The 12,349-nt window shown below is 59.1% G+C and carries 12 protein-coding genes and 1 pseudogene; 7 read left to right on the top strand and 6 right to left on the bottom strand.

What is annotated here, in order from left to right; genetic code table 11:
• The first annotated feature begins 178 nt into the window (after nucleotides 1-178).
• The 7 genes from I2G20_RS02475 to I2G20_RS02445 all read left to right on the top strand — a co-directional run bounded on the left by I2G20_RS02475 (nucleotide 179) and on the right by I2G20_RS02445 (nucleotide 8,709).
• Complete coding sequence (locus I2G20_RS02475; RefSeq protein WP_196258083.1) at nucleotides 179-1,105, top strand: ArsR/SmtB family transcription factor; 927 nt, start codon at nucleotides 179-181, stop codon at nucleotides 1,103-1,105.
• 137 nt (nucleotides 1,106-1,242) lie between these two features.
• Entirely contained in the window at nucleotides 1,243-2,751 is a 1,509-nt protein-coding gene (arfA, locus tag I2G20_RS02470) for an arabinosylfuranosidase ArfA (RefSeq protein ID WP_196258082.1), read from the top strand.
• A 164-nt stretch (nucleotides 2,752-2,915) separates the two neighbouring features.
• Nucleotides 2,916-4,814, top strand: coding sequence for an ABC transporter substrate-binding protein (locus I2G20_RS02465; protein ID WP_196258081.1), 1,899 nt, complete (start codon nucleotides 2,916-2,918; stop codon nucleotides 4,812-4,814).
• Nucleotides 4,815-4,893: 79 nt separating this feature from the next.
• Complete coding sequence (locus I2G20_RS02460; RefSeq protein WP_196258080.1) at nucleotides 4,894-5,898, top strand: ABC transporter permease; 1,005 nt, start codon at nucleotides 4,894-4,896, stop codon at nucleotides 5,896-5,898.
• Nucleotides 5,899-5,900: 2 nt separating this feature from the next.
• Complete coding sequence (locus I2G20_RS02455; RefSeq protein WP_196258079.1) at nucleotides 5,901-6,761, top strand: ABC transporter permease; 861 nt, start codon at nucleotides 5,901-5,903, stop codon at nucleotides 6,759-6,761.
• The gene (locus tag I2G20_RS02450; RefSeq protein ID WP_196258078.1) at nucleotides 6,761-7,795 is read left to right on the top strand and encodes an ABC transporter ATP-binding protein; all 1,035 of its coding nucleotides are present in this window, start codon (nucleotides 6,761-6,763) and stop codon (nucleotides 7,793-7,795) included. Before I2G20_RS02455 ends, I2G20_RS02450 begins: the two co-directional genes overlap by 1 nt.
• Nucleotides 7,792-8,709 (top strand): ABC transporter ATP-binding protein, encoded by a 918-nt coding sequence (locus I2G20_RS02445; protein ID WP_196258077.1) that lies wholly within the window; start codon nucleotides 7,792-7,794, stop codon nucleotides 8,707-8,709. The genes I2G20_RS02450 and I2G20_RS02445 overlap by 4 nt, the downstream gene beginning before the upstream one ends.
• Before the next feature lie 27 nt (nucleotides 8,710-8,736).
• Here the strand turns inward: I2G20_RS02445 and I2G20_RS02440 are convergent, their stop codons facing one another.
• The 6 genes and pseudogenes from I2G20_RS02440 to I2G20_RS02420 form a co-directional block, all read right to left on the bottom strand.
• Entirely contained in the window at nucleotides 8,737-9,231 is a 495-nt protein-coding gene (locus tag I2G20_RS02440; RefSeq protein WP_196258076.1) for a hypothetical protein, read from the bottom strand.
• A complete protein-coding gene (locus I2G20_RS02435) occupies nucleotides 9,231-9,695 on the bottom strand; it encodes a GNAT family N-acetyltransferase (protein WP_196258075.1) in 465 nt (154 codons plus the stop codon). Before I2G20_RS02435 ends, I2G20_RS02440 begins: the two co-directional genes overlap by 1 nt.
• A complete protein-coding gene (locus tag I2G20_RS17520) occupies nucleotides 9,695-9,952 on the bottom strand; it encodes an ABC transporter ATP-binding protein (protein ID WP_425502604.1) in 258 nt (85 codons plus the stop codon). Before I2G20_RS17520 ends, I2G20_RS02435 begins: the two co-directional genes overlap by 1 nt.
• 192 nt (nucleotides 9,953-10,144) lie before the next feature.
• Nucleotides 10,145-10,579: pseudogene (locus I2G20_RS17515) on the bottom strand (ATP-binding cassette domain-containing protein); the annotation flags it as partial.
• Between the two features lie 71 nt (nucleotides 10,580-10,650).
• Nucleotides 10,651-11,439 carry an ABC transporter ATP-binding protein gene (locus I2G20_RS02425; RefSeq protein ID WP_196258073.1) on the bottom strand — a complete coding sequence of 263 codons (789 nt, stop codon included), beginning with the start codon at nucleotides 11,437-11,439 and terminating at the stop codon, nucleotides 10,651-10,653.
• Nucleotides 11,436-12,344 carry an ABC transporter permease gene (locus tag I2G20_RS02420; RefSeq protein ID WP_207747522.1) on the bottom strand — a complete coding sequence of 303 codons (909 nt, stop codon included), beginning with the start codon at nucleotides 12,342-12,344 and terminating at the stop codon, nucleotides 11,436-11,438. Before I2G20_RS02420 ends, I2G20_RS02425 begins: the two co-directional genes overlap by 4 nt.
• Nucleotides 12,345-12,349 lie beyond the last annotated feature (5 nt).

The following is a 12,349-nucleotide window of genomic DNA, read 5'->3' as shown; positions in this document are numbered from 1 at the left end:
TTTTTATGACTAATAATTTTAGGAATGTACCGGCCTGGAGCTTGGCCGGGCGGGTGGCGGGAGAGCTAATTCCTGGTAATTTCGATCCGACGGCTGGATTCCATCAGGAATTCTGATACATGCTCGTTCTGGTGCTGTGCTTGGGCAGAAATTAGCGGAGAGGGCCGCCGAGTTTTTAATGGCAAGAAATTTTCTAGTCGTAGATCCTGAGGAGGGAATGGCGGTACTGAAGGGGCTGGCGTCACCCGTTCGTGTGCGTATCCTCAAGCTCCTGCACGAAAAAGGGGCGCAGAACGTCAACGACATCGCGGGAGTCCTCGATTTGCCACAATCGACGGTTTCCTCAAATGTCCAGATTCTGGAAGAAGCGGGCCTGGTCCGCTCGGAAGTCCAGAAGGCTCGCAAGGGTAATCAGAAAATATGCCATTCCGCCTTCGATGAAGTGCTCGTCGCATTCAAGGAGGACATCGCCAAGGTCAAGGGCGGGCATATCGAGGTGTCGATGCCCCTGGGACTTTATACCAGTTGCGATGTTACCGCGCCGTGCGGCTTGTGCACGCCTGACGGTATTGTAGGTTTGCTGGACGTGCCGGACACGTTTCTCGATCCCAATCGCATGCGCGCCGCATTGATCTGGTTCACGCGCGGGCATGTGGAATACCAGTTCCCCAACAACACCAAGCTTGCCAACGGCACGGCAAAGGCCGTCGAATTTTCGATGGAGCTGTCCTCGGAGGTGCCTGGTACCAGCGCGGATTGGCCCTCTGACATTACCATCTGGGTCAATGGCACCGAAATCGGTACATGGACGTCGCCCGGAGATTACGGGGACAAGCGTGGCGTCTACACGCCGGACTGGTGGAAGCTCAAGGGCTCGCAGTACGGCAAGCTCAAGAGCTTCAAAGTCGACAATACGGGTAGTTACGTCGATGGGCTCAAAATGTCGGACGTGACGCTCAAAAGCCTCGATATCGCCGCGCATCATTCCATCCGCATGCGGGTCGGGATCAAGGACGACTCCATTCACCCTGGCGGCATCAATATATTCGGTCGAGGTTTCGGCAATTACGACCAGGACATCGTGATGCGGATCTACCAGGCCTGACGGTCTGCCGGCGGGCGCCATTGCGCTCCATTCGGCGTTTTTTGGCCCGACGCCGCCACGGCGCATTGACAAGGTCCGATGTTTCAATCATCAATTCCGGTATAAATCCGAAATTCGGTAGGAAATGTGGAGGGGTCATGAAAGCGACGATCACGGGACATAAGAGCTTCACCATATCGAGGATCGATGACCGCCTCTATGGGGCGTTCCTCGAGCATCTTGGGCGTGCGATCTACTCAGGTATTTACGAGCCGGATCATCCGACAGCGGATGAAAACGGCATGCGCGGCGATGTGATTGATCTTGTCCGGGAGCTCAATGTCCCAGTAGTGCGCTACCCCGGCGGCAATTTCGTATCGGCGTATAACTGGGAGGATGGTATCGGCCCGAAAGAAGAGCGGCCGGTGCGGCTCGATCTGGCCTGGCATACTTCGGAAAGCAACGCGGTCGGCATTCATGAATTCGCCGACTGGTGCGATGCCGTCGGTACCGAGATGATGCTTGCGGTGAACCTGGGCTCACGCGGGCTCGATGCGGCGCGCAATTTCGTCGAATACGTGAATCATCCGGGTGGTAGCTACTGGAGCGATCTGCGCAAGAAGAACGGGCGCGAGGCGCCCTGGAATGTCAAGCTCTGGTGCTTGGGCAATGAAATGGATGGCCCCTGGCAAATCGGCCACAAGGATGCCGACGAATATGGAAAGCTCGCCGCCGAGACCGCCAAGGCGATCCGTGCGTTCGACAAGTCGCTTGAGCTGGTCGTGTGTGGTTCGTCGCACTCGTTCATGCCGACCTATCCGCAGTGGGAAGCCACCGTACTCGAGCATACCTACGACGTGGTCGACTACATTTCGCTGCACATGTATTTCGCCAATCGGGAGAAGGACACGGCCAGCTACCTTGCCCTCAGCCACCGGCTCGATGAGTATATCGGCACCGTCAAAGGCGTCATCGAATTCGTCAAAGCCAAGAAGCGCTCGGACAAGAACGTCTATATCTCGTTCGACGAATGGAACGTCTGGTACCACTCCAACCAGCAGGATCGGGCAATTCTCGACGGCAACGATGGTTGGCCTCACGCCCCCGCATTGCTCGAGGATGTCTATAATTTCGAGGACGTGTTGCAGGTCGGTCTGATCCTCAACACCTTTATCCGGCGTTCGGACGTGGTCAAAATCGGCTGCATCGCCCAGCTCGTGAACGTTATCGCACCAATCATGACGGAAAAGGGCGGCCCTGCCTGGCGCCAGACGATTTACTACCCCTACTACTATGCTTCGGTCTATGGCCGCGGCACAGCCCTCGACCTCAGGGTGGACAGTCCTTCCTACGATGTGGACAAGTTCGGCGACGTGCCCTACCTCGACGCCTCGGCGGTCCACGATCCGGACGCAGGGACGGTGACGCTCTTTGTTGTCAACCGCCATCCGAGCGAGGCGATTGACATCAGTGCCCGCCTAGACGGCTTTGATGATCTCAAGGTCATCGAGCATAAGATCATGACGCACGACGATCTCGAAGCGACCAACACCGGGGGTAACATGGACAATGTGAAACCCCGGGACGGGACCGGTGCAGCCGTGGCGAGCGGCGTGCTGAATGTCAGCGCACCGCCGTATTCCTATCAGATGATCCGATTGGGATAAGCGCCAGCGGGCTCTGGTGCTTCGCGCTCTCGGCCCGTTTCGTACTAACTATCAAAAATTCGGGTTCATATCATATAATGCGTTGACATCGCATTGCGATGCATTAGCATTATCGGAGTAGGGGAACGCGTGAGGTGCGTCCCTCAAAACTGGGAGGAAGACTAATGAAAAAGTGGAAGACGCTATTGGCGTCGGCCGGACTGTTTGCCCTCATGGCAAGCGTTCCCGCTGTCGCTCAAGACGTGCCACCGATCACCGAATTTCCGCGGGAACAGACGATGATCGTTCATAATCCCGAGAACCCTGCGATCAATCCCGACTGGTTCAATCTCTGGGTGGCGGGCCATGGCGGCGGTACCTCAACCGGCCTTCATCAGCTTGTCACCGACACGTTGTGGTACATCGATCCCAATGCAGGGATCGACGGTTCGCTTTATAGTTCACTAGCCGCGGAGCCGTGGTCGTATAATGACGATTTCACCGAAATGACGGTGAAACTGCGAGAGGGCCTCTACTGGTCCGACGGCGTCGAGTTTACGGCCGCCGATGTGGTCTACACGGTCGAAACGCTGAAGGCGCACTCCGCATTCGGTGCCAGTGCGAACCTCAATCGCCACGTCGCCAGCGTCGAGGCGGTGGACGACCACACCGTTCTGTTCAAGCTCAACGCGCCGAACTCACGCTTCCATTCTGCATTCGCCGTGCGCTGGAACGCGGCGTGGATAATGCCCAAGCACATCTTTGAGCAGCACGAAAATCCCACCGAATTTGATTTCAACCCGCCGGTCGGCCTCGGGCCTTATACGCTTAATAGCTACGACCCTAACGGGGCTTGGTATATCTGGGAGAAGCGAGAGGATTGGGAGCGCACGTCGGTGGCTCAGTACGGCGAACCCGGTCCGCAATACATTATCTATCGTTCGATCCCCAATATCGACAATCGCCTGATCGAAATGGTCAACGGCAATCTGGACATGATCCACGATCTGACGCCGGAAGCCATGTTCAGCCTTGTCCAGCAGGACGAGACGGCCCGGGGCTGGTTCCCCGGGTTCCCGTTTGCGCATCCTGACCCGACCTTGCCGGCAATCATTCTCAACAATCAGAATGAACTGTTCTCGGATCGCCGGGTGCGGTGGGCGCTTACGTTAATGCTGGATGCCCGTCAGATCTCTATGGCCTCCTACCGTGGGGCAGCGACCTTGTCGCCGATTGCCATCCCGCCCACCGGAACGCATCTGGACGATTACCATTCCCAGCTTCAGGATTGGCTCATCGATTTTGAACTCGACACCGGCTCGTCGGTCATCAAGCCCTACGATCCGGATATCGGGCTGCAGGTTGCCGAGATGGTTCGTCCGCAGTTCGGTGATCAGGTGCCGACCGATCCCAACGAAATCCGCCGCGCGTTCGGCTTCGGCTGGTGGGGTCAGAACCTGGAAGCCGCCGCCGAGCTTCTCGAGGATGCCGGGTTCACCCGTCAGGGCAACGATTGGTACACGCCCAATGGCGAGCGGTTCGCCTTTACGCTCAAGACGTTCGAATCGGGCGTAATCAACCGGTTCGGCACGATGGCCGCCCAGCAATGGACCCAGGCTGGCGTGCAGGTGGATGTCGAAGTCGATCCCGTGATCTTCCCGACGTCCATGCCCCTGGGCGACTTCGATGCCCTCACCGCATGGACCATCGAGTCCTGGGGTGGCGATCCGGACCTGTCGTTCTTCCTCGACAGCTGGCACTCGGAGTTCCTCGTGGAGCCGGGTGAACGGCAGTCGCCGCGCAATTTCCAGCGCTTCGAGCATCCCGAACTCGACCGCATCATAGAGGAGGTCCGCGTGACGGAATTCGGTACGCCGGAAAACCTTGCGCTTGGGCATGAGTTCGCCCGGCTGATGGTGGAGGAAATGCCGCTCATCCCGATGATGTCGTACAATGTGTTCGCCGCATATTCCGAGCGGTACTGGACCGGTTTCCCGGATGCGGTGGAACGGCCCTATGCCAACCCGGTCACCAACTGGGCAAATTCGCGGTATATTTTCACCCAGGTGGAACCCGCACAGTAACCCCTCCCTAGGGCGTTGGCGTCCGGCTTTCGGGCCGGACGCCCTTTCTATTGAATGGCAGGAGCGCCTGGATCTCGGTATGCGCGACTATCTGACGTTTGTATTGAAGCGACTTGTCCAATTGGCCGCCGTAGTGTTCGCGGGCATCTCTGCGGCGTTCTTCATTACCCATATGTCGCCCATCTCTCCGGTAGAGATGATCGTCGGCCGTGTAGCGGCGCAGGCCAGCTTCAGCCCTCAGGCTCTGCAGGATTTGCGTGAGGCGCTGACCGAATTGTTCGCTGCCGATCTGCCGCTGCACATCAAATATCTCAATTTCTGGGCGCGTTTCGTGGTAGGCGACCTCGGTCCTTCGCTCATTGCGTTTCCCACGCCGGCCATGCAACTGGTCATGCGGGCATTGCCCTGGACGGTGGGGCTCTTGGCCGTGGCCATAGTCATGTCCTGGACCATCGGGAATCTGCTGGGCGGGCTTGCGGGCTATTACCAGAACAACCGGTTCCTCAAGGCATTCGGCGTCGTAGCAATGGGCATACAGCCCATTCCCTACTACATCGTGGCCTTCCTGCTGGTGCTTATTTTCGGCTATTTCTGGCCCGTATTGCCGATATCGGGCGGCTTCGCAATGAACGTGCGCCCCGGCTTCACGATGGAGTACATCCTCTCGATCCTGCATCACTCCATACTTCCTGCTGCCTCGCTGGTGATCGTGGGGCTGGGGATTTCGTTCCTCGGTATGCGGGCGCTGGTCTCCAATATCGTGACGGAGGATTACGTGACCTATGCGGAACTGGCTGGCGTAAAATCCGAGCGGGTCGTGTTCTTTTACGTCATCCGCAACGCAGCGGTCCCGCAATTGACTGGACTTGCCATGGCCTTGGGCGGGATTTTCTCGGGCACCATCATCACCGAGCAGGTGTTCGGCTATCCGGGTCTTGGCACGCTTCTGGTCACCGCCGTCAATGGCGGCGATACAACGCTCGTTCTTGCGGTCTCCTCGATGGCCGTGGTCGCGGTTGCCTCAGCGATATTCGTGATCGACCTGTTGCATCCGCTTCTCGATCCGCGCGTGAGGGTGAAATAGCGATGTTTGCCGTTATCAGAGACCTCGCCCGTTACAATGTCGAATTTGCCGCCGGAACACTGCTGGTTGGCATCATCGTCATATTCGCCCTGGCGAGCTTCTTTGCGCCCGCGCCGCCGCATTTGATCTATGTCGTGCCGCCGGATATGCCGCCTTCGACCACCTACTGGTTCGGGACCAATTCCCGCGGCCAGGACCTGTTCTGGCAGTTGAGTTTTGCGTTCCGCAATACTTTGTCTTTCGGCCTGATGGTCGCCGTCATAAGCCGCATCATTTCCATCACAGTGGGCCTCCTAGCCGGCTATGTGGGTGGCTGGATGGACCGCGTGCTGATGTTCTTCAACGACATCTTCGTGTCGCTCCCGGTCTTTCCCATCCTCATCCTCTTCTACTTCGTGCTACGCTCCAATCTCGACATGTTCACGCTTGCGCTGATCATGGGATGCTTGGGTTGGCCGTTCGACGCGCGGCTGATCCGTTCGGTGGCTTTGGGTCTCCGGCATCGCGAGTTCACCCGCCATGCGGTGTTCTCGGGCATGAGCGCGCGCAAGATCATGTTCGAGGAGCATCTGCCCTATGTGATGCCGATCGTCTTTGCGACAGCGATAGCCAACATGATCTGGTCGATCGGGCTCGAAGTAACGCTGGCGGTTCTTGGCTTCACAAATATCAATGTCCCGACAGTGGGTACCACGCTCTACTGGGCCAATAACCACTCTGCGATGGTCGTGGGCGTGTGGTGGTGGATTCTCATCCCCGTCGTTCTCATCGTGATTTTGTTTATCGGCCTCTTCCTGCTGACGGTTGCGCTCAATGAATATATCGACCCGCGTTCCCGTCTGCGCCGGATTGGAGGCGCGTGATGGCAGAGTACAAGAACATCCTGACCGTCTCGGGCCTCAAGGCGTATTACAAGCTCGACCATTTCGGGATTACGCGCGAGGTCCGGGCGGTGGACGACATCACGTTGTCGATCCGCGAGAACGAGATTTACGGGATTGCCGGCGAAAGTTCCTCGGGCAAGACCACCCTCATAAAGGTGCTGGCCGCTGCCATCCGGCCGCCTTTGCGCATCGTTGAGGGGTCGATGACCTACCGGTTCGGGGACAAGGTGATCGACCCGTACAAGGCTGGCAAGGACGAGGTAGACGCGATCCGCTGGAAGAATCTTTCCTATGTCATGCAGGGCTCGATGAGCGTGCTCAACCCGGTGCGGCGGATCAGGAAAAGTTTCGAGGATTTCGCCTTCCGGCCTATGGGCTTGCCGACGCGGGAATTCTGGGGCCGGGTGGAAACGCATCTCAAGCGGCTCAATCTTTCTCCCGATACCCTCAACTCTTATCCCCATGAGTTGTCGGGAGGAATGCGCCAGCGCATGACAATCGCCTTGGCGACCGTCTGCCAACCCCAGTTCATAATCGCGGACGAGCCGACGACCGCGCTTGATGTGGTGGTGCAAAAGGACGTCCTGGTCATGCTCCGCGACGTGCAGAAGCAAATGGGTTCGTCGGTCGTTTTCGTTACGCACGACATGAGCGTGCACGCCAACATGGCCGACCGGATCGGCATCATGTATGCCGGACGTCTGGTGGAGGAAGGGCCGACACGTACGCTATTCACCGCACCCAAACATCCCTATACCGCACACCTTGTTGCCAGCCTGCCGCGCATCGGTGACAGGTCGCCCAAGGCGGCGCTCGAGGGGCGACCTCCCAATCTTTCGGATCCGCCGCCAGGCTGCCGGTTCCATCCCCGATGCCCCCTCGCCATCGACAAATGCAAGGTGAGCGTGCCGCCGCTCGAAATCGTCGGTGAAAGCCATCGCAGCGCCTGCTGGCGCAGCGATGATGTCAGGCCCCTTACCCGTTTCGAGGGCGTGAGAGAGGAAACGCTATGACGTTGCTGAATGTCGACAAGGTCGGCAAGCGCTTTCCGATGGGCGGAATCCTATCGCGCAGGCATGTCGATGCGGTGGTGGATGTGAGCTTCGCCCTCGAGGCAGGGCGGCCCGAGATATTGACGATTATCGGGGAATCGGGGTCGGGCAAGACGACGCTTGCGCGCATGATCCTGGGGTTGGAGACCCCGACGGAGGGTGCGATTGTATTCGACGGGCAAAGCGTCGCCGATATCAGGAGCCGGGCGGCGCGACTTGATTTCATGCGGCGAGTCCAGCCGGTATTCCAGAACCCGTTCGAGGCTTTCAATCCCCTAAAGCAGGTAGACCGTTATCTGGAAGCAACCGCGCGTACGCTGCTGGGACTAAAGGATCGGACCGCGATTGATGCTGCTATGGACGATGCCCTGCAGAAGGTCGGTCTAAGCCTCCGCGAGATCAAGGGGCGATTTGCCCACGAGCTTTCGGGCGGACAGCTTCAGCGCGTGGCCATTGCGCGGGCGCTTATCCCCAATCCTTCGCTCCTGATCGCGGATGAACCGGTTTCGATGGTCGATGCGTCCTTGCGCATGTCGATCGTCAATCTGCTGCGCGACCTGCGGACAAACCTCAATGTCACGGTGATCTATATCACCCACGATCTTGCGACGGCCTACTACTTTTCGGATCGCATCATCATCATGCAGAAAGGGCACGTGGTTGAGCAGGGGCCGGCCCGCGTGATCCTCGATACGCCCGAGCATCCTTATAGTCAGCTCCTCAAGGCTTCCGTCCTGGCCATCGATAATCCGGGGCGCGGCGAGTTGGAACTGGCGGACCGCAGCGTGGCTGAACTAGCCTGGTCGCAGACCGGCCAAGGCAGGCTGGTCGAGCGGGCGGATGGGCGATCGGTTCGCGTCGCGGGCTCAGGCTGAGCCTGCCGTTTAGAAAAGAGTGATCGCTCAGGTTTGAACCTCCGGCATCGGATATGGGAGGTATCCGATGAAACCGGTCAGCTTCCAACTTCCGCCCACCCGTGTCAGCGTATAGATCGATTGCCAATTGAGCACATCGGCTGTGCCGTCGCGCATCGGCACAAGGCCGTCGAACTTCTTGTGGGCAAGGGCGCGGTCGCCGGCGATCTCGATCTCGGTCAGGCGGGTTGCTCCGAACACCGAGGCTTTGGCGGTTTCGACCCGGGCACGCTTGCGGAAATCCTCCGCACCCGCAAGCCAGCTATCGCGGTAGGAATCAAGCGTGGGGAAGGTGATGCACCAATCGTCGGGGTTGCCGGATGCCTTGCCGTCTATACCGAGGAAACGATCGGCAGCGAAGTCACTTTCGACCATCGTCCAGTCGCAGGCGAGGAAGGCTTCGATATCCCGTGCCACCAACATCTCCCAGATGGGATGCCGGTGGGGATCGTCCGCAAACGGGTTGAGCGCGTAAAGATCCATTATCTCAACATACCTTTGTAAATGCCGGGCTTCGAATGGGGTATCTCCATGGCGTCGAGCTTTTTTTTATAGAACTCCACTGGACCGGGATCGCCAATTACCGCGTAGGCGAAGCCTTTGGCACGCAGGTCTTCAAGCGTTTTAAACAGCAGCGCTTCCCCGATGCCCCGGCCTCGTGCCGCCTCGCCAACGCCAGTGGGGCCGAAAAAACCGCGGGCAGTGACGTCGCCACAGGCAAAGCCGAGGAGACGCTCTCCCTCGATAGCCAACCAGACACCGACCGGCTGGTGGGAAAAGCCCACTTCGGTCTCCGAGCGCCAGATGCGCGAGAAATGGGCTTCGACCCAGTCGCACACCAATCCGCGCTCCAGCGGTAGGGCACGGCGGATCGTTACGCCCTGGCTGGTTGTCCGGCCATAGTCGTATTCGGGAAGATCGTAGAGTCGAACCAGAAGATCGGCCATCAGGCAGCGTCCATTTCGTCAAATCGATGCCGGACAAAATGGCCCGGTTCGATCTCGACCGGCAAGCCCGCCGGTTTGCGTGCCAGCGCACGAATCCGCTCGACCCCTTCGGAAAAGGCCCGACCGCTAGCCGGATCGGAAGCAAAACGGATGGCAGGATCGGGTACTGCCGAGAGCAGTACCTTTGTGTAGGGGTGTTGGGGATTGCCGATGACGCAGCGCGATGGTCCCCATTCGACGACCTGTCCGGCGAACATTACCGCGGTGTCCTCAGCGAGATAGTGCGCGGTGGCAATGTCGTGGGTGATATAGAGGAACGCGATGCCCCGCTCCTTTTTCATTCTGTCCATTAATCCCAGCACCGATTTGCGGATCGATACGTCGAGCATGGACGTCGGTTCGTCGGCCACGACCAGTTGAGGGCCGACGGCAAGCACCCGGGCAAGATTGATGCGCTGGCGCTGGCCGCCCGAAAGTTCGTGGGGATATTTGCCGAGCGCGATTTCAGCGTCGATTTCGACATCGGCCAATACACGTAGTAGTGCATCCTCGATCGCTGTGCCTGAGAGCCCGCGATGGAGCTTGAGCGCGCGCTCGATGTGATGGCGGATGGTATGGGCCGGGTTGAGGGCGGCAAAGGGATCCTGGAAGACCATCTGCACGGAACGCGCATAGGCGAGCTTTTCGGCCCGCCGCCGGAACTGCGCGATATCTCTGCCATCAAAGAGTACCCGCCCTTCGGAGAGCTTGAAGAGTCCGGTGACGGCCCTTCCGACCGTCGATTTGCCCGATCCCGACTCACCGACCACGGCCAGCGCCCGGCCCTTGCCAAGGGTGAGCGAAACATTGCGTATGGCGATGACCTCCTTGGCCGCGCCAAACATGGGTTTGAGGTGGAAGATCTTACTGACGTTCTCGATTTCGAGCAGCGGAGTAACGTTTATCGTGTCTCCCATCACACGCCTCCGATGCGGGGCATGGCGTCCCATAATGTGCGCGTATAGTCGTGCGCGGGGTTGGCGACGATCTCGGCGGTGGGTGCGACCTCGACGATCTGGCCTTTGAGCATGACGGCAATCCGGTCGGCGAACTGGCTCATCAGCGCCAGATCGTGCGTGATAAAGAGGATCGAAAAGCCGAACTGCGCCTTCAGCGTCATGATCTCCTGGAGGATTTCGCGCTGGACGACGACATCGAGCGCTGTGGTCGGCTCGTCCATGATGATGAGCTTTGGATTGAGGGCCAGTGCCATTGCCAGCACGACGCGCTGGCGCATGCCTCCCGAAAGCTGGTGCGGGTAATCGTCGAGCCGCGCCGCCGGAATGCCAACGAGCCCTAGCAGCTCCGCGGCCCGGGCACGGATTTCGGCGCGGCTCATGGACGTATGCCGGGCGAGCATGTCGCGGAATTGCTCGAAGAGGGTGATGACGGGATTGAGCGAATTCATGGCGCTCTGGAAAACCATTGAGACCTGCGACCAGCGCCATTTCGCCAGCTTCTCGGGCGGCATGGCGAGTACATCCTGGCCATCGATGATGATGGTGCCTTTCGAGATGATGGCGGGAGGGCGATGCAGGCGCATAAGGGAGAAGGCTATGGTCGATTTCCCGCAGCCGGATTCGCCGGCCAGCCCCATCACCTCGGAATGCCCGATGTCGAAATCGATCTGGCGGACGGCCGTGAACAGCCCCTTGCCAGTCAGAAAGTCGACCTGGAGGCCCTTGACATTAACGAGCGTCGTCATCGCACGGCCTCCTGTAACTTGCCTGCGGAGCGTGCCCGGTCGATCTTCTCCTGCGCTCTCGTCGCAGCGGCGATGGTGCCGAGGGTACGCAGGCGAGGGTTGGAAATTTCATCGACCCCGAAGTTGAGGAGCGAGAGGCCGACGCCAATGCCGGCAACGGCGGCGGCGGGCGCAACGACCTCCCACCACGCGCCGACAGTCATCGCCGAGGTGGTCTGTGCATGATAGAGCATGGTGCCCCAACTCACGGCCATCGGATTGCCCAATCCGAGGAACTCAAGGGTCGCCTGGGTGATGATCGTGTAGGTCACCGAGCCGATGAAATTGAATCCGATGATCGAGAGCAGGTTGGGGAACAGTTCGACAAAGATCATCCGGTGCGCCGGTTCACCCAACAGTTCGGAAGCCTGAATATACTCGCGGCGTCTGAGCGTCATGGTTTGAGCCCGCGTTACGCGCGCGCCCCAAGCCCATGAGGTGATGCCGATAATAATGGCGATGACGAACGGGCTGGTCTGGCCGAGGAAGGCCGCGATGACCAGCAACAGCGGAAGCTGGGGGATGACGAGGATGACGTTGGTGCAGAAATTGATGATCTCGTCGACCCACCCGCCGAAATAACCTGCCGCGATCCCGAGCACCGTGCCGATGGCGACGACGAGAAACCCGGCGAATAGACCGACGGCGAGCGAGGTGCGCGTCCCGTATATGAGCTGGGTAAAGACGTCGCGACCCATGCGTGTCGTGCCGAGCAGGTGATCGGCGTCGGGCGCCACATGGGGTCGCCCGACGCGGGCGATGGGGTTGGCCTCGATCAGCAACGGGGCGAAAAGCGCAATGATGACGTAGGCGAGAACGATCGACAGACCGATTGCGGCCTTCTTGTTGCGCAGGAAAACCTTCAGCGTAT

This window comes from Pelagibacterium limicola, assembly GCF_015694405.1.
Taxonomy (GTDB): domain Bacteria; phylum Pseudomonadota; class Alphaproteobacteria; order Rhizobiales; family Devosiaceae; genus Pelagibacterium; species Pelagibacterium limicola.
Note: the sequence above shows the minus strand (reverse complement) of the source record. Positions and strands in the feature narration are given on the sequence as shown.